The sequence below is a fragment of the Halomonas sp. ISL-56 genome, from assembly GCF_018612805.1.
GTDB lineage: Bacteria > Pseudomonadota > Gammaproteobacteria > Pseudomonadales > Halomonadaceae > Vreelandella.
This window is the reverse complement of the sequence record NZ_JAGGRO010000020.1, coordinates 68,554-90,676: the sequence shown is the minus strand read 5'-3', so window position 1 is coordinate 90,676 and position 22,123 is coordinate 68,554. Positions and strand designations below refer to the sequence as shown.

At 56.9% G+C, this 22,123-nt stretch carries 17 protein-coding genes; 10 read left to right on the top strand and 7 right to left on the bottom strand.

What is annotated here, in order from left to right:
* Positions 1-164: 164 nt before the first annotated feature.
* Positions 165-731: a TetR/AcrR family transcriptional regulator gene (locus J7J49_RS17490; protein ID WP_215094425.1), complete on the bottom strand. Its 567-nt coding sequence runs from the start codon at positions 729-731 to the stop codon at positions 165-167.
* Positions 732-856: 125 nt separating this feature from the next.
* Between J7J49_RS17490 and J7J49_RS17485 the strand changes: the two genes are divergently transcribed.
* Positions 857-1,975 (top strand): NADH:flavin oxidoreductase, encoded by a 1,119-nt coding sequence (locus tag J7J49_RS17485; protein WP_215094423.1) that lies wholly within the window; start codon positions 857-859, stop codon positions 1,973-1,975.
* Positions 1,976-2,050: 75 nt separating this feature from the next.
* On the top strand, positions 2,051-2,833 hold the full coding sequence (locus J7J49_RS17480; RefSeq protein ID WP_215094420.1) for an SDR family NAD(P)-dependent oxidoreductase: 783 nt from the start codon (positions 2,051-2,053) through the stop codon (positions 2,831-2,833).
* On the opposite strand, the gene ugpC is transcribed toward J7J49_RS17480, so the two are convergent.
* From ugpC to J7J49_RS17460, 4 genes are all read right to left on the bottom strand, one after another.
* Complete coding sequence (gene ugpC, locus J7J49_RS17475; protein ID WP_215094418.1) at positions 2,820-3,938, bottom strand: sn-glycerol-3-phosphate ABC transporter ATP-binding protein UgpC; 1,119 nt, start codon at positions 3,936-3,938, stop codon at positions 2,820-2,822. The genes J7J49_RS17480 and ugpC overlap by 14 nt on opposite strands.
* Positions 3,926-5,620, bottom strand: a complete 1,695-nt coding sequence (locus J7J49_RS17470) for an alpha-glucosidase (RefSeq protein ID WP_215094416.1) — start codon at positions 5,618-5,620, stop codon at positions 3,926-3,928. Before J7J49_RS17470 ends, ugpC begins: the two co-directional genes overlap by 13 nt.
* A 145-nt stretch (positions 5,621-5,765) precedes the next feature.
* Positions 5,766-8,471, bottom strand: coding sequence for an HTH-type transcriptional regulator MalT (gene malT, locus J7J49_RS17465; protein WP_215094414.1), 2,706 nt, complete (start codon positions 8,469-8,471; stop codon positions 5,766-5,768).
* Positions 8,472-8,598: 127 nt separating this feature from the next.
* A complete protein-coding gene (locus J7J49_RS17460; protein WP_064233278.1) occupies positions 8,599-10,107 on the bottom strand; it encodes a carbohydrate porin in 1,509 nt (502 codons plus the stop codon).
* 441 nt (positions 10,108-10,548) lie between these two features.
* Between J7J49_RS17460 and J7J49_RS17455 the strand changes: the two genes are divergently transcribed.
* The 6 genes from J7J49_RS17455 to J7J49_RS17430 all read left to right on the top strand — a co-directional run bounded on the left by J7J49_RS17455 (position 10,549) and on the right by J7J49_RS17430 (position 17,702).
* Entirely contained in the window at positions 10,549-11,820 is a 1,272-nt protein-coding gene (locus J7J49_RS17455) for an ABC transporter substrate-binding protein (RefSeq protein WP_215094412.1), read from the top strand.
* 15 nt (positions 11,821-11,835) lie between these two features.
* Entirely contained in the window at positions 11,836-12,819 is a 984-nt protein-coding gene (locus tag J7J49_RS17450) for a carbohydrate ABC transporter permease (RefSeq protein ID WP_215094410.1), read from the top strand.
* Positions 12,819-13,661 carry a carbohydrate ABC transporter permease gene (locus J7J49_RS17445; protein ID WP_064233275.1) on the top strand — a complete coding sequence of 281 codons (843 nt, stop codon included), beginning with the start codon at positions 12,819-12,821 and terminating at the stop codon, positions 13,659-13,661. The genes J7J49_RS17450 and J7J49_RS17445 overlap by 1 nt, the downstream gene beginning before the upstream one ends.
* Before the next feature lie 30 nt (positions 13,662-13,691).
* Complete coding sequence (locus tag J7J49_RS17440; RefSeq protein WP_215094590.1) at positions 13,692-15,317, top strand: alpha-glucosidase; 1,626 nt, start codon at positions 13,692-13,694, stop codon at positions 15,315-15,317.
* Positions 15,318-15,379: 62 nt separating this feature from the next.
* Positions 15,380-16,486: an ABC transporter ATP-binding protein gene (locus tag J7J49_RS17435; protein ID WP_215094408.1), complete on the top strand. Its 1,107-nt coding sequence runs from the start codon at positions 15,380-15,382 to the stop codon at positions 16,484-16,486.
* A gap of 166 nt (positions 16,487-16,652) precedes the next feature.
* On the top strand, positions 16,653-17,702 hold the full coding sequence (locus tag J7J49_RS17430) for a LacI family DNA-binding transcriptional regulator (RefSeq protein WP_353048391.1): 1,050 nt from the start codon (positions 16,653-16,655) through the stop codon (positions 17,700-17,702).
* A gap of 7 nt (positions 17,703-17,709) precedes the next feature.
* Here J7J49_RS17430 and gap read toward each other — a convergent pair whose 3' ends face one another.
* Positions 17,710-18,714 carry a type I glyceraldehyde-3-phosphate dehydrogenase gene (gene gap / locus J7J49_RS17425; protein WP_064233273.1) on the bottom strand — a complete coding sequence of 335 codons (1,005 nt, stop codon included), beginning with the start codon at positions 18,712-18,714 and terminating at the stop codon, positions 17,710-17,712.
* 213 nt (positions 18,715-18,927) lie between these two features.
* Here gap and pyk point away from each other — a divergent pair, with 213 nt between their 5' ends.
* A complete protein-coding gene (gene pyk, locus J7J49_RS17420) occupies positions 18,928-20,448 on the top strand; it encodes a pyruvate kinase (RefSeq protein WP_353048390.1) in 1,521 nt (506 codons plus the stop codon).
* A gap of 75 nt (positions 20,449-20,523) precedes the next feature.
* Positions 20,524-21,000 carry a methylglyoxal synthase gene (locus J7J49_RS17415; RefSeq protein WP_064233271.1) on the top strand — a complete coding sequence of 159 codons (477 nt, stop codon included), beginning with the start codon at positions 20,524-20,526 and terminating at the stop codon, positions 20,998-21,000.
* On the opposite strand, the gene cra is transcribed toward J7J49_RS17415, so the two are convergent.
* A complete protein-coding gene (cra, locus tag J7J49_RS17410; RefSeq protein WP_215094406.1) occupies positions 20,997-21,974 on the bottom strand; it encodes a catabolite repressor/activator in 978 nt (325 codons plus the stop codon). The two genes, J7J49_RS17415 and cra, sit on opposite strands and share 4 nt — an antisense overlap.
* Positions 21,975-22,123: the final 149 nt, after the last annotated feature.

Below are 22,123 nucleotides of genomic sequence, written 5' to 3'. Positions count from 1 at the left end.
GTTGTTATCAGCCGCCGTCAATAGCAGCTGTATAGGGAATACCCGCGAGGAGACGTTTTGGATGCACTCTTTTAAAAAATATTTCAGCGCTTACTCCGTAATGCTGTCGCATTCATAGCAAGCGCTTGGCCGTGTTAAGGACTAATGCTGTTAATCGGCTTGTTCTATTTGTGTGCGGTAAGTATCTGCTCGCAGCACACTTGCAGAATCTCATCTGCCAGCGGCGAGTCATCTGGGCAGGCACGTGACATCACCAGCGCTCCCACCACATGCGCAAAGGTAGCGATCATTTTTGCCCGCGCTTGGTCTTGGCTGAGCCCACCCGACGCTGCGTCTTGGCGCTGAAATTCAGCAATGCTGCGTTCGATACCGTCTGCAAACATCGTTTTGACATCCCCCGACTGTCGCGCGGCATCACCACTGAGAGCAGCCATGGTACAGCCCGCACCGCGGTCATCGCGATGTTCACGGGACAAGTAATGAGTGACAAATTCAACCAGATCGGTGTCGCCACTGCTCGCCACTTGCTGTGCCATACCGCAGGCGGCCGCTTCTGCCATTAGGTCAGCCTTAGAGCGAAAGTGCTTGTAGAACCCCCCATGGGTAAAACCAGCAGCCGCCATCAATTCAGCAATCCCTACGCCGTCATAGCCCCGCTCGCGAAACAGCGTTGCCGCCGTCTCAACAATGCGTGCCCGATTTTCCTGAGCCTGCGCTTTGGTGACCTTCATTTAAGAACCTCTAGGTTGCTTATGAACCAGACGCATATCCTACATTGATGTTGACCATAATCAAAGATATTGACTTTTTAGATGTTGATCATCATTATTGATTTCATTCACCAGGAGAAACATCCATGTCCAACGATATTCTATTTACCCCCATCACTTTAAAAGGCCTGACACTGCCAAACCGCATCGTCATGGCACCGATGACCCGGGCGATGGCCGAAGGCGGTATCCCCGGCGCGTCACAAGCGGAATATTACCGACGTCGTGCCGCCGGCGGTGTGGGCTTGATCCTTACTGAAGGCACCGTGGTCAACCGACCAGCGGCGCGCAATATGCCAGGCATTCCGCTGTTTCATAGCGAGCCTGCCCTGGCCGGTTGGGCGGAAGTTGCCAACGCCGTGCATGCCGCCGGTGGCCTGATTGGCCCGCAGCTGTGGCATACCGGCTCAATCCCAGTGCCACAGGAAGCGCAGGGGTGGCAGCCCGACGGCCCAGCGGAAAGTCCTTCAGGGTTAGTGAGCCCAGCCACTCCACACGGCGTTGCGATGAGCGAAGAGAATATTGCCGACAGCGTTGCGGCCTTCGCCAGTGCTGCCTTGGATGCAAAGCGCTTGGGCTTTGACACCCTCGAGTTGCACGGTGCCCATGGTTATTTGATCGACCAATTTTTCTGGCCCGGCACCAATACCCGTAACGATGCTTTTGGCGGCGCCACCATCGGCGAGCGCTCAAGGTTCGCGGCAGAGATTGTGCGTGCTGTACGTGTTGCCGTTGGGCCAGACTTCCCGCTGATTCTGCGCGTAAGCCAGTGGAAGCAGCAGGACTACAGCGCCCGCTTGGCTACTTCACCACAAGAGATGACCGAGTGGCTCGCCCCGCTGGTAGAAGCAGGGGTCGATATTCTCCACTGCTCACAGCGACGCTTTTGGGAACCTGAGTTCGCAGAAATAGATGGTGCCGAAGGCCTGAACTTTGCTGGCTGGGCGAAGAAATTGACGGGGGCGGCGACCATTAGTGTGGGATCGGTGGGGCTGGATTCAGACTTCTTCGGCGCCTTCGGCGGTGTCGGTTCCGGTGCTGCGGCGCTCGACAGCTTACATGCGCGAATGGAGCGGGAAGAGTTCGACCTGATCGCCGTGGGCCGGGTACTGATCTCAGATCCTCAGTGGGTTAACAAAGTGCGCACAGGACAGCTACAGGAATTGCGCGGCTTCGCCGCAGAAGACCTGGCTTCACTGGCCTAAACGTTGACGGCGTGCGTTAAGCAACCTTGCCTACAGCGCACGCCAAGATGATTACCTTGATTCAAGGAAAACTCCATGACTACCCCCCAATCCACCGTGCTTATTACCGGCGCGTCGAGCGGCTTCGGCGAAGAGTTTGCCAAACAGTACGCAAAACGCGGCCATCGCCTGGTGCTAGTCGCACGTCGACTGGATCGGCTAGAAGCCTTAGCCGTCACTCTGCGCGAGCAATATAAAGTCGACGTACTAGTGGAACAGGTTGACCTGTCCAACATCGCTGCCATCACCGACCTTCATGCGCGCCTCACCGAACAGAGCGTTGAAGTGGACGTGCTGATCAATAATGCTGGGCATGGCCTGCAGGGGCCGTTTCTGGACAGCCCGCTGGACGCCACGATGTCGATGATTCAGCTGGATATCTTGAGCCTCACGGCAATGACTCAGGTCTTTGGTCAGGATATGCGAACGCGCAAGCGGGGGCAGATCTTGCAAATTGCCAGCATTCTGGCCTACCAAGGAGTTGAGAATTATGCCGTGTACTCCGCCGCCAAGGCATATGTACTTCGCTTTGGCGAAGCCCTACATCGCGAATTCAAGCGCGACAATGTCACCGTAACCACCCTGTGCCCAGGGCTGAGTGACACCGGCTTTGTCAGCAACGCTGGTCAACGCATGACACCAATGCTGCGCTCAATCATGATGCCAGCACCTCCCGTCGTTCGGGCTGGCATTCAAGCACTGGATGCTGGCCGAATTAGCGTAGTCGCGGGCTTGGCCAATAAAATGAACGTCGTCCTTATGTGGGCGACACCGCGCAGAATTCACCAAGCCCTTTTGTCCAAGATCATGAATTGCTAACCCCATCGACCACCACCTGCCGAGGGCAGGCATTGCCCTGCTGATCAAAAAGATGACAGTGCTGGCCCGCTAAGCCCAAAGCGACCGTTTGACCTTCGGTTAGTTGCGTTAAGCCATCCAGGCGCTGGGTTAAGGGAGTGTCGATACCTGCCACCTGCCAATGGGCGAGGGTCTCATAGCCCAGCTTCTCTGCCACCATCAAGGTAGCGCCTAGCGTGGCTTCGGCCTGATCGGGGGCGACGAAGTCTTCTGCTCGCAATCCCAGCGTGGCGCGCTCTCCTGAGTGAAGATGTTGGCCATTAACCGCCACCGCTAGAGTGTCGCCACTATCCAGGCGCACCACCGTTTGGCGCTCGCCAGGGTCTACTACCGTCACTGGGAAGGTATTAATCCGCGGTGAGCCGATAAACTCAGCCACCTCTAAGGTATTGGGAAAGTGATAAAGCGACAGCGGCGCACCCACCTGGGCAATACGGCCCTTGGATAGCAACACAATGCGGTCAGCTAGGGTCATCGCCTCTACCTGATCATGGGTTACGTAGATCATGGTAGCGTTCAAGCGTTTATGCAGCGCGGCGATCTGCACCCGCATATCTACCCGCAGCGCGGCATCCAGGTTAGAGAGCGGTTCATCAAATAGAAACACTGCTGGTTCTTTTACCAGGGTTCGGCCAATAGCTACCCGCTGACGCTGGCCACCGGAGAGGTCTTTGGGCTTACGCTCCAACAGCTCAGTAAGGTGCAGCATCTCAGCGGCATGCTGGACTCGCCGGCGAATCTCCGCCTTGTCAGTCCGCGCCAGCTTCAGGCCAAACGCCATGTTCTCTGCCACGCTCATATGCGGGTAGAGCGCGTAAGATTGGAATACCATGCCGATGTCCCGCTCCTGGGGCGGAATTTCGTTGATCCGCTGGCCATCCAGCTGCATATCCCCTTCGCTGATATCTTCCAGGCCGGCAATCATACGCAGCAGCGTGGACTTTCCGCAGCCAGAGGGGCCAACAAAGACTACAAACTCGCCGTCTTCAATGGTGAGATCGATATCCCGCGAGATTTCCACGCCATCAAAAGATTTACCGATACCGCTTAGGGTTAAACGTCCCATGGCGCATCCTCCTGAGATTGCGGGCAACGGACAATCGCCACGCCATAGGGGGGAAGGGACAGCTGAGGTAGCATCAGCGCGATCTCCTGCCACTCACTGTTAAGCCAGGTGGGGGCACCGGCGATGGTTTCAGCGCTCTCAGGTGCTGCGCGGGTAACCGTTTGGCCGCTAAAATTGAGCGCAATCAGTAAGCGCGTTTGTTGGTAGGTGCGCTCCAGGCAAAGCACTTCATCACGTACAGGGTGGTAGAGCACATCGCCTTTTACCAGCGCAGGCTGAGTACGGCGGAAGGCTAAAAAAACACGGTAGGCATTGAGCAATGATTCAGTATCGTTATCTTGCTGGTCAACGGCGAGGCTAGCCTGAGCATCAGGCACCGGTAGCCAAGGTGTGGCGCTGCTGAAGCCTGCATGGCGATCGTCCGCCTGCCAGGGGTGCGGCGTTCGGCAGCCGTCTCGGCCTTTATAAGCGGGCCAGAAGGTAATACCCGCAGGGTCAACCAACTGTTCAAACGTTAGCTGAGCTTCGGGCAGGCCCAACTCTTCACCTTGATAAAGGCAGACGCTACCGCGCTGGGTGAGTAGAAACACCATATAAAGGCGCAGCTTGTCGAGCTGCCCTTCCGCCTGCCAGCGGGTCGCCAGCCGTGTGACATCGTGATTGCCCAGCGCCCAGCAGGGCCAGCCATCGCCAATACGTGCTTCCATTTCAGTTAGCGTTTCGTGCAAGTAGCCGGGGTCGGCTTTATCGGTGAGCAGGTTGAACGAGTAGCACATGTGCAGCCGCTTGCCGCCCTGGGAGTACTCCGCCATCACGCCCAGCGCGTCGTCATCGCCGACTTCGCCCACGCTGGTGGTGCCGGGGTACTCATCCAACAGAGCGCGCAGCCGCTCCAGAAACGCAAGGTTTTCCGGCTGGGTTTTGTCGTACTGGTGGAGCTGGTAGCCGTAGGGGTTGTCGGGGCGAACACCTAGAAAGCTTTCGGTAATTTCCTGGCGCGGCGGGTTATCCTTTAGCTCGCCATGGGTGCAGAAGTTAACCGCATCCAGCCGGAAGCCATCTACGCCCCGCTCTAGCCAGAAGCGCACTTCCTCCAGCATGGCATCCACCACCGCTGGGGTGCGGAAGTTTAGATCCGGCTGGCTGGCCAGGAAGTTATGCAGGTAATACTGGCAGCGGCGGGTGTCCCACTGCCAGGCGCTGCCGCCAAATACGGATTGCCAGTTAGTGGGCGGCGCGCCATCGGGTTTCGGGTCGGCCCACACGTACCAGTCGGCTTTGGGGTTATCGCGACTTTGGCGGCTTTCTTCAAACCAGGCATGCTGATCGGCAGTGTGCGACATGACTTGATCGATGGTGACTTTTAGCCCTCTGGCATGGGCACCCTCAACTAAACGGTCGAAATCCTCCAGGGTGCCAAACATCGGATCAACATCGCGATAGTTGCTGATGTCGTAGCCAAAGTCTTTCATCGGTGAGGTAAAGAACGGCGAAAGCCAAATCGCATCGACGTTCAATGAGGCGATATAGTCGAGCTTCTCGATCACCCCTTTCAAATCGCCAATGCCGTCGCCGTTGCTGTCCATAAAGCTGCGCGGGTAGATTTGATAAATCACTGCGCCGCGCCACCAGTCGGCCCCTTGGCTGCCAACGTAGTGGGAAGTAGAGGGTGTCTGCATCATTGTTTTGTCCTTGCCATAGTTCTTGTCATAGTCCTTGCCATAGTTCTTGCTGGTTACTTGGCATGATGCAGGGTTGCTCACAAGATAAAATCCTCCCCCCAGGGTGACTCTGGGCGTAGGCGTTAGGAGTAGCCCGCCTGTCTACTTATTCCCCCTGAATATGCGCCAGCAACTGCCCGGCCAGGGTGATCGCTTCATCCCGGCGGCGAATATTCTGCTTTTGATAGAGGCTGCGGATATGGGTTTTGATGGTGGTAGGCGCCACCGACAACTGCTCGGCGATCTGCTCATTGGAGAGCCCGGCATGAATCAGCCCCAGGATTTGCCACTCACGGCGGGTGAGCGGCGAGGTGCGGATCAGCTCGGGCACATCAGGCCGGGCGACAATATCGGCGATCACCGTCTCATCCAGCATTAAGCGTCGGGCGCTGCCAAAATCCTTCTGGCGGCCCGCCAGCGCCAGCAACCGCTCTGCCCTCGCCTGCTCTAAGACATCCAAGGTGCCGCTATCGAGTAACCTATTGAGCAACTCCCCTAGTGGTTTACCCAAACGCAGAAAGCTGCCCACCAGTGCGGTGCGGGAAGCCAAGCTCAGCGCTTGATGCATATGCTGGTGGGCATGCTCCTCTCTTCCTGCATTCCACGCCGCTGCGGCTAAGCAGAGCTGGTTACGATTAGCGTCCGTGACCAGCCCCAATCGCTGGGTGTGCCCTTCAAGGGCCTCTAATAGCGTGCAGGCTTCATCAAAGCGCCCCAGCAGCGTGAGCGCACGGGCGTGGTTGCGCACATTGCACTGGGAAAAGTGGTTGGTAGCCCCTTCGGTGATGGGGGCCGGCGCTTCCTGGCGCCAGCGTTCTACGGCATCCATATCATGGGTGGAGTGCCACCAGGCCAGCAGCGTAGCGTGGGCGTTCGCGACCCAGTCGATATGGTAATCCCCTTCGGCAAGAATTTTACGCAACCGACGAATATGGTCAGCGCACTGGGCCTGGTCGCCGCGGCTTTGGGCGACTTTGGCGAGTTGAATATGGCACTGTAATGTCCAGCGCTCGCCCTGGTTATCCAGCACGGCGATACCTTTCAAGGCCGCCTGTTCAGCTTCATCCAAGCGGTGCCACTCCCAAAGCACCTGGCTGCGAATGCGATACAGAAACTCCGCCACGGGCAAATGCTCGAGCTCGGCTCGCTCCAAATGTGCAAAGGCGCGCTCTTGAATATCGTAGGCGGCCTGGAGGCGTCCTTGGGCAACCAGCAATTCGGATTGATGACAAAACGACCAGAGCAGCAGTTGGTGGTCTTCACGCTGGCGGGACTGATGCTCTACTTCGCGAACTCGCTGCAGCGACTCGTTTAAATACCCCTGCACAAAGCGCGCCTCACTCAATATGGCGGTGGCGGTGAGCGGCGTTGAGGCTAAATAGCGGGCGGGTACGGCCAGTGCCTGTTCCGCCAGCGGCGCGGCGCGCTCAGCGTCGCCTTGATTAATCGCCAATTGGGCGCGCAGCGTAGCGAATTCAGCGCTAAGAAGTTGCCACTCTGGCGCATGCAACTGCGCTTCAATCCAGCCAATCACGCGTGCGGTAATCTCAAACTGAAACTGAGCATGGGAAACCCAGCCATACAGCAGTGCAAGCTCTGGGCTGGTGGTGAGCCGCGGCTCACCGAGCAGAGCAAAGCCCTTGGCCAACAGTGCGTAGGCACCCCTTGCCAATAGGGCTGGCCCTTCTGCGGTCAGTAGACTGGCCACGCCTTCAGGGGCTTCGGCGAGTATCGCCTGGCGCAGAGCCATCACCGGATCGTTCAAGGCTAGCCACGCTTGGCTGGCACGCCGGTGGAGCGTGCGCTGGGTGGCAAGGCTTAGCTCATGACGGCGGTGGCGTAGATACTCACCAAACAGCCGTTGGAAGCGGTACCACTGAGCGTGGGGATCAGGCCGTTCAATAAATAGCCCCGCCTGTTCAAAGGCCTCCAAGCGCTGTGTTAGCCGCTCGCCTTCCAGCAAGCGCGCCATTAGCTCAGGAGAAAAACGCTCCAGCACCCCCAGTTGCAACATAAGCTCACGCTCTTCTAAAGGCAGTGCTGAGGAGAGCAACTCGTCAAACCAGGCGACAAAGTCGGGGTGAGCACCACTTAACCGATCAACCAGGGCGTCGAAGCCTGCCCGTGTGGTGGTGCGCTCTACCAGCCAGCTCAGCGCCATGACCCAGCCACCGCTTCTGCGCAGCGCCCGCTCCAGGCTTACTCGTGTGGGTGGAAAGCTGAGCTGCTCTGCGCACAGGGTTTGCGCCTCTTCGCTATCAAAGGCCAGGGCGCTGAGGTCGATCTCTTCAAGCTCGCCGCGTAACCGTAAGCTGGCTAGCCCCAGAGCGGGACGTGATCGGCTAGCCAGGGTTAAGGTTAGCCAGGGCGGCTGGTGGCGCAGCCAGTGGGCCAGCCCGGCTAAAATATCGGGATGCGTCAGGTGTTCAAATTCATCCACCACCAACCGGCACGATAGGCGCTGCTCGGGCAACTCGCCAAGCCAGCGCTCTAACTGCTCAACGCAGTCGGCCTCTTCGGCCACCGGTGACAGCGGCGCTTTTTCATCCAACAGCGAATTGAGAGCTGCCTGCCAATAGGCTAAAAATCGCGCAGGCTGATTATCTCGCTGATCCAAACGTAGCCAAGCGGCTTCCTGCTCCAGCGCCGGTAGCCGCTCGGCCAGCAGCGTGGTTTTGCCATACCCCGAAGGGGCCTGCACCATCAGTAAGCGAACATGCTCATTTAAACCAAAATGGTCATTTAGGCGCGGTCTGGCTACCACGCTAAGCGGCAGTAGCGGTGCTTTTAGTTTCTCTTGAAGAAATGACATCAGCCCTCCCCTGGGTAGCCCTGCTCACCGTTCACCAATGCGATTAAAGCCCTATAAAAAAGCCCGCGACGTATCGCGGGCAAAGTGCATTGGAGAAGAAACAGTTACATCAAGCAACTCGCATCGTTTAGAACCACACTTCGGTCTGAACGCCGAAGGTCCACTGGCCGCCGGTAAAGCCTTCGTTGCCCAGTGAGCTGGCACCGTAGTTGTTGAGGTCGTCATCCCAGTCGCTGAAAGTAGTAAATAGACGAATCTCAGGCCGCTGCCAGAAGCCACCAACTTCCGGCTTGAAGGTAGGCGCGATAGTGAACTTGCTGAAGCCACCATCCACGGCGTTACGACCACTGTATCCCTGAGGATCGAGATCCATCCACTGATAGCCAGCTTCGTACTGCATTTCAAAGTTCTGCGTTAGCTCGTTGGCTAGGCGCACGTTAAGCCCTGCCCAGTTGTACTTATCGCCCTGGACATAACGGTCTTCACTGGTTTCAGCCAGAATAGAGGGGGCAACGCGCCACTGTGGAGCAATATAAGTAGTGCCGTAGAGCGCTAGACGCGTGGCGGTGGCGTCATCGGTAAGATCACCCCGTGAACCAATACTTTTGGTCTCGGCGCCCAAACCCTGACCATGCAGCACAGCCGCTTTGAAATTGCCCTCGCCCATGCCGAAGAAGCTGTCGCCATGGTAAGCAATCATGGTATGGAAGCCGGTATCAGCTGCGGTCTGGCCGACATCAATGTCACGCTCGTCGTTGTCCGCCGCGGACATACCGTTGACCATCCACTGCCAGTTACCGAAGTAATTGTTAGAGGTCAAAATCAAGTTGTCGGTATCGCCTTCGAGTCCGGGGTTCTCACGGTCAACGATCGGGTAGTCGGCAAAGCTGCGACCATAAATCGACAGGTTGGACTTCCAGTTGTCGGCCAACTGCATGTCGTAGATACCACCACCGGTACCCGCCAGGAAGACTACGTCGCTGTCGAGCCAATGGATATCGAAGTTATCACGGTCAAAGCGTTTACCCGCCCAGATAGAGGCGTTTTCAAAGGCACCGGTGAAGCTGGGCAGGTCGCTGAATTCGGCAAATACCTGGCGCACGTTGAGATCCGACTCACCGCCGGTCCAGTCATTGCTTGAGGTCGTGCCGTCAGCGATCATGGTGCGGTAAAGCGCTTTGGCGCCATTATCAAACTGCATGCGATAGTTGAAAATCGCTTCGGCGTAGGTATCGGGCTCATTGCCTAAACGACCAACGGCGCCCCCCTCGCCACCGGCGGGAGTCAAATAAGGCCCGGCGTTCTCGCTTTTACCATCTTCACCAATCAGCAAACCTGAGCGGGCGTAAACGTTAAACGAGAAGCCCTCTTCGCCATCGGCGTAGCGCTCCACCCGGGCCAGACGCTCTTCGATCTCCGCGTCGCTCTCTGTCGCCACGGCGGTCGATTGTGATTGCTCGGCGATCTCGGCACGGCGCTCGGCGGCATCAGCGCGTTGTTCCGCCGCTTCAATGCGAGCTTCAAGCTCGGCAAAGCGTTGTTCCATGGTCATCTGTGCCGAAGCAACTCCGCTGATCCCTAAACTGGCGGCGGCAATCGCAATCGCTAACGGCGTTTTAAATGTCATTTTATGCATTGTTTTGAGGATCCTATTGTTATTGGTAAGCAGCTGTCTATTTAGCAGCTATTATTAAGAACTTATGTCTAAATCGATTAAGATCATATCGATAACACTTCCCTTGCACAGTTCGCCCAGCGGGGGTAGTGGCAGTCATTAAACGCCACGATGCTTAAGGAAAGATAGCCAGAACTTAATCGATTAAGTCGCTTATTGCCAACGGCTAGTTGCTAATTAGCGACTAATGTCTAAGGAACTATTTTATTTAGTGAAAACTGAATAATCCCGTTAGACAAAAGTCGCTATTGAACTTTTGCAGCCGAAGCGGCTAACTGAGTGGCATTATCTTAATCGATTAAGATAAAAGTTAAGAGAGCGATCGAGCGCACTTTAGCTAGCTGTTTAGCGCTGTTTTTGATGCAACATCGTCCACAACAATAAACGTCGAGGTACGCCGTTATGAAAAAGACTTTAATCACTACCGCTATCGCCGTGGCCAGCACGCTGAGCGCGACAAGCCAGGCCCAGGCTGAAGAACTGACTATTTCTTGCGGTGCGGTAGGCGCGGAGCTAACGCTTTGCCAGGAGGGCGTCGCCGCCTGGGAGGAGAAAACCGGCCATAGCGTCGACGTGGTTTCAACGCCCAACTCCTCCACCGAGCGTCTTTCACTTTATCAGCAGATCCTGTCGGCTAACTCCAGCGATATCGATGTGATGCAGATCGACGTGGTGTGGCCTGGTCTGCTCGCCAACCACTTGCTTGACCTTCGAGAAGTGTTGGGCGAAGACGCCGCCGCCGGTCACTTTGACACCATCGTCACCAACAACACCATTGATGACCGCTTAGTCGCCATGCCGTGGTTCACCGATGCGGGTGTGCTCTATTACCGTGAAGATTTATTAGAAAAATACGGCCACGAAGCGCCGACAACTTGGCAAGAACTTACCGAGATTGCCCGCGAAATCAAAGATGCCGAACGCGCTGAGGGCAATGACAGTATGCAGGGCTATGTCTTCCAGGGACGTGCTTACGAAGGTTTGACCGTTAATGCCCTTGAGTGGGTGGCCAGCTTTGGCGGCGGAAACATCGTGGAAACTGATGGCGAGATCAGCATTAACAACGAACACGCTGCCGAGGCACTTGATCTTGCCGCCTCCTGGATTGGCGATATCTCGCCCAACGGCGTACTTAATTACACTGAAGAGGAAGCGCGCGGCGTGTTCCAGAGCGGTGGCGCGGTGTTTATGCGCAACTGGCCCTACGCTTGGTCGCTGGCCCAGAGCGAGAATAGTGACGTTCGCGGCAAAGTAGGGGTTACCCAACTGCCCGCGGGCGGCGAAAACGGCCAAAGTGCCGCTGGTCTGGGCGGCTGGAACCTAGCCGTGTCGCGTTACAGCGAACACCCTGAGTTAGCCGCCGATCTGGTTGCCTTCCTGACTGGAGAAGAAGAGCAGAAGCGTCGCGCCATTCAAGCCTCTTACAACCCTACTATCGATGCGCTCTACCAGGACGACGAAGTGCTGGAGGCGGTGCCCTTCTTTGGCACCCTCTACGAAACCTTTGTTAATGCTGTTGCACGGCCTTCCGCGCCCACCGGCGATGCCTATGGCCGGGTCAGCAACGCCTTCTTCAGCACCTCCCACGATGTGCTTTCCGGCACTAAAGATGGCACTCAAGCGGTCGCTGACCTTGAAGACGAATTGGCTCGCCTGAAGCGTCGCAACTGGTAACCCTGGAGCCCCTCCATGTCGACCTCCCTCAAGCATGATGACGCGCCCGCCGGGGCGCGTTCTTTGACTACCAAGCCGCGCCGGGGCACCAAGGTTCGCCGTCAGCGAGTGAAAGCCGCTTGGTTGTTTTTAGCCCCAATGCTGATTGCGTTAACCCTGGTCGCTGGTTGGCCGCTGGTGCGCACCTTTTTTCTCAGCTTCACCGATGCGTCACTGTCAGACTTAGGCGCCGCCAATCTGATTGGCTTCGAGAATTACCTCGTCTATGACGATGGCCGCTGGTACGGGGTACTGGCCGACTCGGTGTGGTGGCAGTCGGTATGGAACACCGTTTACTTCTCGGTGGTGTCGGTATCCCTGGAAGTGGTATTCGGGGTGATTGTCGCGCTGATCTTGAATGCCGAGTTTAAGGGCCGCGTAATCGTTCGCGCTGCGGTACTGATTCCCTGGGCAATTCCCACCATCGTTTCTGCGCAAATGTGGGCGTGGATGCTCAACGACCAGTTCGGCATTATCAACTATATGTTGATGGGTCTTGGGGTGATTGACGCTCCCATCGCCTGGACAGCCAACGCCACCTACTCCATGTGGGCGGTGATTATGGTCGATGTGTGGAAAACCATCCCCTTCGTGGCGTTGCTGGTGCTTGCTGCCCTGCAAATGCTGCCCAAGGATTGCTACGAGGCCGCTGAAGTAGACGGCATCCACCCGATTCGAGTGTTCTTCAAGGTCACCCTGCCGTTAATTACCCCGGCGCTCATGGTAGCGGTGATTTTCCGCTTGCTCGACGCGCTGCGCGTGTTCGACGTGATCTACGTACTGACCTCTAATTCCACCAGCACCATGTCGATGTCGGTATACGCCCGCCAGCAGTTGGTCGAGTTTCAGGATGTCGGTTACGGCAGCGCTGCCTCTACCCTGCTGTTCTTAATTATTGCATTGGCCACCGTGGCTTATCTCTACGTTGGGCGTAAACAAATCCAATTGGGAGGTGACTAATGAACACGCGTCAGTTGGCCAAAGTAGCCAAGCGCGTCGGGTTTTGGGCGCTGATTGTGCTGATCATGGTGTATGCCGTTTTCCCGTTCTACTACGCGGTGGTCACCTCATTAAAACCCTCGAGCGACCTGTTCCGGGTTGAGCTGTGGCCGTCGAACTGGAACTTCGATAACTACATCAGCGTCTTCACCCAAACCAGCTTTCTGCGCGCTATTTTTAACTCCATCATCGTGGCGGTTAGCGTGGTGTTCATCGCTCTACTGCTCGGCATTACCGCGTCATACGCCCTGGGCCGTGTGCGCTTTCGCGGCCGCTCAACGGTGCTGCTGGTGATTCTGGGCGTTTCGATGTTTCCCCAGGTGGCGGTGCTCTCAGGTCTGTTTGAGGTGATCCGTGCACTCAATCTCTACAACAACCCTGCGGGGCTGATCCTCAGCTACACCATCTTCACCCTGCCCTTCACCGTCTGGGTGTTGACCACTTTTATGAAGCAGCTACCCATGGAGCTGGAAGAGGCCGCCATTATGGACGGCGCCACGCCCTGGGTAACGATCACAAAAGTGTTTCTGCCGCTCATGTGGCCCGCCATGGCGACCACTGGGCTGCTGGCATTTATCGCCGCTTGGAACGAGTTTCTGTTTGCCCTCACCTTCACACTCACCGACACCCAGCGCACGGTACCCGTCGCCATCGCGCTGCTGTCAGGCGGCAGCGCCTACGAACTGCCCTGGGGGCCAATTATGGCCGCTTCTGTGGTGGTCACGGTGCCGCTGGTCGTATTAGTGATTATCTTCCAGCGCCGCATTGTGTCAGGCCTTACCGCCGGTGCCGTTAAAGGCTAAGGATTTTTTATGTCAACAATGGATTTCAAGATGCAAGACAACACTCTTTGGTGGCGCGGCGGCGTTATCTACCAGATTTACCCGCGCAGCTTTATGGATAGCCGTGGCGACGGTATTGGCGACCTTAACGGGATTACTGAAAAACTCGATTACGTGGCGTCTCTGAACGTGGACGGTATCTGGCTATCGCCATTTTTCACCTCGCCAATGCTCGATTTTGGCTACGACATTAGCGACTACTGCGATGTTGACCCCATGTTCGGCACCCTGGAGGACTTTAAAGCACTGCTGAAAAAGGCCCACTCGCTGGGGCTTAAGGTGATGATCGATCAGGTGATTAGCCACACATCGGATCAACACGCCTGGTTTCAGGAAAGCCGCCAAGATCGTACCAACCCGAAGGCCGACTGGTTTGTGTGGGCCGACCCAAAGCCGGACGGCACGCCACCCAACAACTGGCTGTCGATTTTCGGTGGCCCGGCGTGGACGTTTGATTCACGGCGCCAGCAGTACTATATGCATAACTTTCTCACCAGCCAGCCGGACGTCAACTTCCATAACCCGGAAGCGCGCCAGGCGCAGTTGGATAATATGCGCTTCTGGCTGGAGTTGGGCGTGGATGGTTTCCGCTTGGATACGGTCAACTTCTACTTCCACGACGCCGAGCTGCGCGACAACCCGCCGGTTCCCAAAGGCGAAGCCAAAACCCTGGGCGCGCCTGATAGCAATCCCTATACCTGGCAGCGCCATGTTTACGACCTTAGCCGCCCGGAAAATCTCGACTTTCTGAAAGATCTGCGCGCGCTGATGGATGAATATCCGGGCACCACGACCGTGGGTGAAATCGGCGACGATAACCCGCTTGAGCGTATGGCCGAGTACACCGCCGGTGGCGACAAGCTGCATATGGCGTACACCTTTGACCTGCTCAACAAGCCCCACTCAGCGCGCTATATTCATGAAGTGCTGGAGCGCTTTCAGCGCCTGGCGGGTGATGCCTGGCCATGCTGGGCAACCTCTAACCACGATGTGGTACGCAGCGCCACCCGTTGGGGCGCAGGTGAACACCCTACCGCCTACCCGAAAGTGGCGCTGGCCATGCTCTGCTCGCTACGCGGTAGCGTCTGCCTCTACCAAGGTGAAGAGCTGGGCCTGCCGGAGGCCGACGTCCCCTTTGAACGCATCCAAGACCCCTACGGCAAAGTGCTGTGGCCGGAGTTCAAAGGCCGCGACGGTTGCCGCACGCCAATGCCCTGGAACGACAGCGAACACGGCGGCTTCTCCAATGTTGAGCCCTGGCTACCCATGGAGGCCAGTCACCTCGACCTGGCGGTAAGCCGCCAGCAGGATGATGCCAACTCCACCCTGAATGCGCTGCGCAGCATGCTGGCCTTCCGCCGCCAACACCCCGCGCTGTTCGACGGCGACTTAACGCTGGTCGATGTGGGCGAAACGCTGCTCGGCTTTAGCCGTCAAAAAGATGCTGAAAAGCTGCTGTGCGTTTTCAACCTTACCGCCGAGGCGCAGACGGTTAGCCTGCCGCTAGCGATAGAGAGCGACTTGCAGGGCCACGGCTTTACCACTCAGCGCAACGGTGACAGCCTGACGCTGCCAGGGTATCAAGCGGCCTTTATGCGCGTCGCCGATAATACTTAACCATACAAAACAACAGGCCGGCCCAACGCGAGCGAAGCAGTGAGGTCGGCAAGGAGTCACCCATGGCCAGTGTAACGCTTAGCAAGATCAACAAAGTGTTTGGCAGCGATCACATTATTAACGATGTGGATCTACATATTGGCGACGGCGAGTTTGTGGTGTTCGTTGGCCCTTCCGGCTGCGGCAAGTCGACCCTTTTGCGCCTGATCGCTGGTTTGGAATCGATTAGCGATGGCGACCTGCGCATGGACGACACCGTGGTCAATGACTTGCCACCGCGGGAACGCGGGGTGGGCATGGTGTTTCAATCCTATGCGCTCTACCCGCACATGACCGTTTACGACAACATGGCGTTTGGCCTGAAACTGGCCAAAACCGCCAAAGAGACGGTGCACGAGCGGGTCATGAGCACAGCCAAGATTTTGCAGCTTGAAGAACTTCTGCACCGTAAGCCCAAGGCGCTTTCCGGCGGCCAGCGCCAGCGGGTGGCCATGGGCCGAGCCATGGCGCGGGAGCCGCGCATTCTGCTATTTGACGAGCCACTCTCCAACCTGGATGCCTCACTGCGGGTGCAGATGCGTAACGAGATCGCCCGGCTGCATCACCGTCTCGGTTCAACCATGATTTACGTCACCCACGACCAGGTGGAAGCCATGACCCTGGCCGACAAAATCGTGGTGCTCAATGGAGGCTACGTCGAGCAGGTCGGTAGCCCCCACGAGCTTTATCAGCGCCCAGCGACGAAATTTGTTGCCGGGTTTATGGGCTCACCGACCATGAACTTTATGCCCGCAGAGCTACTCGCTGGCAACGCCAGCGGCTGCCGCGTGCGGGCCACGGGGATTGGCGAACTCGCCTTACCCCAGGATGCCCAACAACGGCAAAGCGGTGAAGCGCTGACGCTGGGCATTCGCCCCGAGCATCTATGCTTGGCGGCGCCCACTGATGGCAACTGCTTTGATATCGTCAACGTCGAGTATTTAGGCAACGAGGTTTACGTCTACCTTGAGCCCAAACAGGGCGATACGCTACTGATCCACCGCAGCGAAGCACCCAGCCAGTGGAAGGAAGGTCAGCAGGTATCACTGGCAGCGGATTGGGAAAAAGTCCACTTGTTTGATGACAACGGTACGGCGCTGAAATTAGCTGAACAGCAGGCGGCCGCTTAACTCACAAGACAACCAAGATACCCGCATTACCGACCCGCTGTGTGTGCCTAACCTCCCCTTCGCTTATCATGGGGAGTGGCAGCACCCAGCGGGTCGATTTTATCTAACGCGCCTTTTAAATAGCTAAGCCTTCAATTATTAAAAAATAGCCTGCTAAGGACACATTGTGACTGATCAGCGCCGAATGACACTCAAGGATCTTGCGCAGGAACTCAACGTCTCCACGGCGACGATTTCCAATGCCTTTAACCGCCCGGATCAGCTCTCTCCCGCCCTACGCGAACGGATACTCAAGCAGGCCAAACGGCTGGGGTACAGCGGCCCTGACGCCAAAGCGCGCAGCCTGCGAACCGGCCGCTCGCGGATCATTGCGGTCATTCTTGCCGAAAGCCTTACCTACAGCTTGAACGACGCCGTGGCCAGCGAGTTTCTCTCCGGGGTCGCCGAAGTCCTTGATGCCCACGGCCATACGATGCTGCTATTGCCGGGTCGCGGCCACGCCTCCCAACCACCGGGCTCGGCCAATATCGCCGATGGCTTTATCGTCTATGGGCTAATGCCCAACAACAAACTGCTTGATGAACTGCCTGCCCAGCGTAATTTGGTATCCGTTGATTTTGATATAGAAGGCTGCCCAACGGTGCATATCGACGATACCGCTGCCAGCTATAAAATCGCCCGGCATGCGCTGAGCCTATTGCCCAAACGTCCGGCAATCATCAACCTGCGCTTAACCAAAGAGGTCTGCAACGGCCGAGTAACCCCCGAACATACCTTGCTGCCCAACACCAGCACGATCAGCCGCGCCCGTCTTGAAGGCTTTCATGACGCACTCAATGAGCAAGGTATGGATGCAGAACGGGTGCCGCTATGGAATATCGAGGAGAATACCTTCGAGGTGTGCTCGCCGGTAATTGCCGAGATTCTCGACCAGCCCATCGAACAGCGGCCAGACCTGCTGCTGTGCATGTCTGACCGCATCGCGCTGACGGCGCTAACGCTCGCCGAACAGCGCGGTATTCGCGTACCGGAAGAGCTACGCATTACTGGCTTTGATGGTATTGCCGAAGGTCAGTACCGCGCACCGCGCTTAACCACGGTACGCCAGGATAGCGGGGGGAAGGGGCGGATCGCAGCACAGATGATTCTAGGCCGCGTGCCCCTTGCCCAGCAACTGCTGCAAACGGAGCTGCTGCTGGGCGACACCTGCCCTTAGTAAGGCGTTACTTAGCCGTCGCCTGCATCGCCAGCGCGGTATCTAGCATACGGTTAGAGAAGCCCCACTCGTTGTCGTACCAAGCCATGATTTTAACCAGACGGCCATTCACGCGGGTATGGTTGGCATCAAAGGTCGACGAGTTGGCATCGTGGTTGAAGTCGATAGACACCAGCGGCTCGGCATTAACGGCCAAAACCGGCGAGTTGGCGGCAGCCTTCTCAACGATGGCGTTGATCTCTTCCTTGGTGGTATCGCGTCCGGCGGTAAACGTGAGATCCACCAGCGAAACGTTGATCACCGGCACACGAACTGCAAGACCATCGAACTTACCCGCCAGCTCCGGCAATACGATGCCTACCGCCGCGGCAGCGCCGGTTTTAGTCGGGATCATCGAGTGGGTGGCACTGCGCGCCCGGTAGGGGTCAGTGTGGTAAACATCCGACAGGTTTTGATCGTTGGTGTAAGCATGCACGGTGGTCATCAAACCGTTTTCGATACCCACAACATCGTTTATGGCTTTCGCTACTGGCGCCAAGCAGTTGGTGGTGCAGGAAGCGTTAGAGACAACGGTATCTTCAGCGGTCAACACACCTTCATTGACACCATAAACGATCATCGCATCGGCATCCGGGCTGGGAGCAGAAATCAGCACGCGCTTGGCACCCGCTTCGATATGCTTAGCCGCCGCCGCTCGCTTAGTAAATAATCCGGTGCATTCCATCACCAAATCAATATTCATTGATGCCCAAGGCAACTGTGACGGGTCGCGCTCTGAGGAGATGGCGATACGATCACCATCCACCGTGATGCTCTCGGCATCATGTTCTACTTTAAAAGGAAAGTGACCATGCACGGTGTCGTGACGCAGCAGGTGGGAATTTAGCGAGGGATCGCCTAGATCGTTAATGGCAACCACCTGAACGCGGTCACGGTAGCTGTTTTCGTAAAGGGCGCGCAACACGTTGCGGCCAATACGGCCAAATCCGTTAATCGCAACTCTTATTGTCATGATAGCTCCTCAATTGACCAATAATGATGAAAAGTACTTTTAGTAAAAAAATTACTAAAAATACGTATTTAAGCGTCATGAGGCCGATAAATAGCGTTTTAACCGCCCCAAAAGGCTAGTAGAAATCCAATATGTAGTAAAATTACTATATAAACGCTATCGTAGTCCAATACTAAATTGCCAACAATACCCTTGTATAAGGAGAGCGCTCTCGTGACAAATGCTACCTCGAACACAGCAGCTCAGGCGTCTACTGCCCCTCTTTCGAACACCGCTACCAACTTACATACCCCGCTACGGCGCACTAAAATCGTTGCCACCCTCGGCCCCGCCAGCGATCGCCCCGGCGTGCTGGAAGCGATGCTCAAAGCCGGTGTGGATGTGGTGCGGCTTAACTTCTCCCACGGCTCGGCAGATGACCACCGCCGCCGCTTAGGCGAGGTGCGCGAGATCGCCGAGCGACTTGGTCGCAGCGTTGCGGCGCTGGGCGACCTACAGGGGCCGAAAATTCGTATTGCGCGCTTTATTGGAGGCGCCGTCAAACTCGATGTCGGCCAGCCATTTGTCTTGGACATGGCGCTGGACGCCAACAGCGGTACCACAGAGCGCGTTGGCTGCGACTACCAAACCCTGCCTGAGGATGTCATTGAAGGCGACCGCCTATTGCTCGACGACGGCCGTTTGGTTTTGGATGTCACTCGTGTGATTGGACAGGAAGTCCACACCCGGGTTCACGTGGGCGGCAAGCTCTCCAACAATAAAGGCATTAACAAACAGGGCGGCGGTCTATCCGCGCCTGCCCTCACGGAGAAAGATAAGGCCGACCTGAAAACCGCTATCGAGATCGGCGTTGACTATCTAGCGGTCTCCTTCCCACGCAACGCCGCGGATATGCAGGAAGCCCGCGAACTGCTTGGCGAAGCCGGTAAAGAGATTGGCCTGGTGGCTAAGCTCGAACGCGCTGAGGCGGTTGCCGACGACGCCACCCTGGATGGCATTATCGAAGCCTCAGAGGCCGTCATGGTGGCCAGGGGCGACCTGGGCGTTGAGATTGGCGACGCGGCGTTGATTGGCACCCAGAAGCGCATTATTAAACATGCTCGCACTCTTAATCGTGCGGTAATCACCGCTACTCAGATGATGGAGTCGATGATTGAGTCGCCGCTACCTACCCGCGCCGAAGTCTTTGACGTGGCCAACGCGGTGCTCGACGCCACCGATGCAGTGATGCTGTCAGCAGAGACCGCCGCGGGTGATTATCCGGTGGAAACCATTGAAGCGATGGATCGCGTTTGCCTGGGTGCCGAGCGTGAACGCATGGCCCAGGAGTCAGGCCACCGCATTCATGAAGGCTTCGAGCGTATCGATGAAACCATTGCGCTATCAGCAATGTATGCGGCGAACCATCTATCCGGCGTCAGCGCCATCGCCTGCATGACAGCAACCGGCTATACGCCTTTAATCGCTTCGCGGATTCGCTCCGGCCTGCCCATTGTCGGCTTAGCCCATAACCCTATCGCCCAACGGCGCATGGCGCTCTATCGCGGCGTTGTCTCAATACCTTTCGACACCACCGACATGGATCCTACCAATCTCAACCAAGAGGCCTTGAAGCGCCTGCAGGCACAGGGATTTATCCACCCTGGCGAGCATGTCATTCTGACCCGTGGCGACCATATGAACGCTCATGGCGGCACCAACACGATGAAAATCCTTGCCTTGGATAGCGAGTAACGGGCTAACCTCTGTAGCGAGCTTTAATCTTTAGCGACCTTTCAAAAGCAAAACAACCAAGAGGAAAGTGACGATATGAGTGACGCACAACCGCCCCGTCAGGCTATCCGAACCCTGCAAGCGCGCAAGCGCATTGCGCTGATTGCCCATGATGGTAAAAAAACTGAGATGCTGGAGTGGGCAACCCGCTGGCAGGATACGCTAAGCCAGCACGAACTGATTGGCACGGGCACTACGTCTAAGCGGCTTAAGACCGCGTTAGGGTTAGAAGTCGAGGGCCTAATGAGCGGCCCCTTGGGCGGTGACCAGCAGATTGGCGCACGGATTGCCGAGCAGCAGTTAGATGTGCTGATCTTCTTTTGGGATCCTTTCTCACCCCAGCCCCACGACCCGGATGTCAAAGCGCTGCTGCGTTTAGCGGCGCTGTGGAATGTGCCGGTTGCCTGCAATGCGGCGAGCGCCGACTTCCTGCTCTCCTCGCCCTACTTGAGCGAGAGCTACGACATGTCGATACCGGATGCAGCCGCCTGGGCCCAGGCACGCACGGTTTAACGCCGGTGCAGGTGGCGAGCCACAACCTGCAGTCCACTTTCATAATGACCGCTCATGGCGGCTAGGGCACAGCGCAGTGTTAACTCGGCGATACGGTCGTAATCTTGCAGCGCCGAGTTAACGGGCTGAGGCAGGAAATCCAGCAGCCGGTGGTCGCCAAAGGTGGCCAGACGAATATTCTCCGGCAAGCCGCCACGTTCCAAGAACACATCAAACACCCCTTCCATCAGTGTGTAAGAGCCAGTCACCAGCGCGTCAGCGCCGCCCTGCTCATCCAATAACTGAGCTGCCAAACGTGCCCCTTCGCTGCGCTCATAGTGCGATCCGGTTAAATAAAGCGGTTCAATAGCAGTGCCTTTGAGTGCCGCCTGAAAGCCCGCCCGCCGTTCGCAACTCACCGACAGATCCGGCATTGCTTCCAACCAGGCAACGCGCTTGGTTTCCTCACCAATCACCGAGCGCGTCAACGTCTTAGCCGCCTCCTGATCGTTACTCACCACGCTGGCAAAACGCGCTGGATTAAGGCCGCGATCCATCCCGACCACGCACCAGCCCTCGTCAACTAGGTCGGCATAAAAAGTGTCGTCGCTAGGCAAGCAACTGGCGGTGATTAATACTTCGCAGCGCTGGGCACGCAGCGCCAGGGCGAGGGTTCGTTCGCTCTCTGCGCAGTCATCCGAGCTTACGATCAACAGCTGATACCCCTGCTCCCGGGCGCCACGCTCCAGGCGCTTGGCTAGCCGGGCGTAACTGATGTTCTCCAGATCCGGCACGATAAGCCCCAGCAAGCGGCTAGCACCCCGGCGCAGCGCTGCCGCCTGGGGGTCAATGTGGTAGCGGTGTTGGCGCACCACCGCCATCACCTTATCGATGGTCGCTGCGCTAATGCGTCGCTGCTCGGCCTGGCCATTAATCACGTAACTAGCGGTCGTGCGCGAGACGCCGGCTAGCCGGGCAATATCGGCAAGTGTCATGCGGTTCCCCCTCGGTGTGATCGAGCAGTTTATCAGCAAGTTAGCGCCTACCAGACCAAAGTCTAAAAGCACAAACCTTGTGTCATTCAGTGAATCGATTCAGCATAGCCAACTATACACAGATGAGAAGATTCATCTAGCTCACTTCG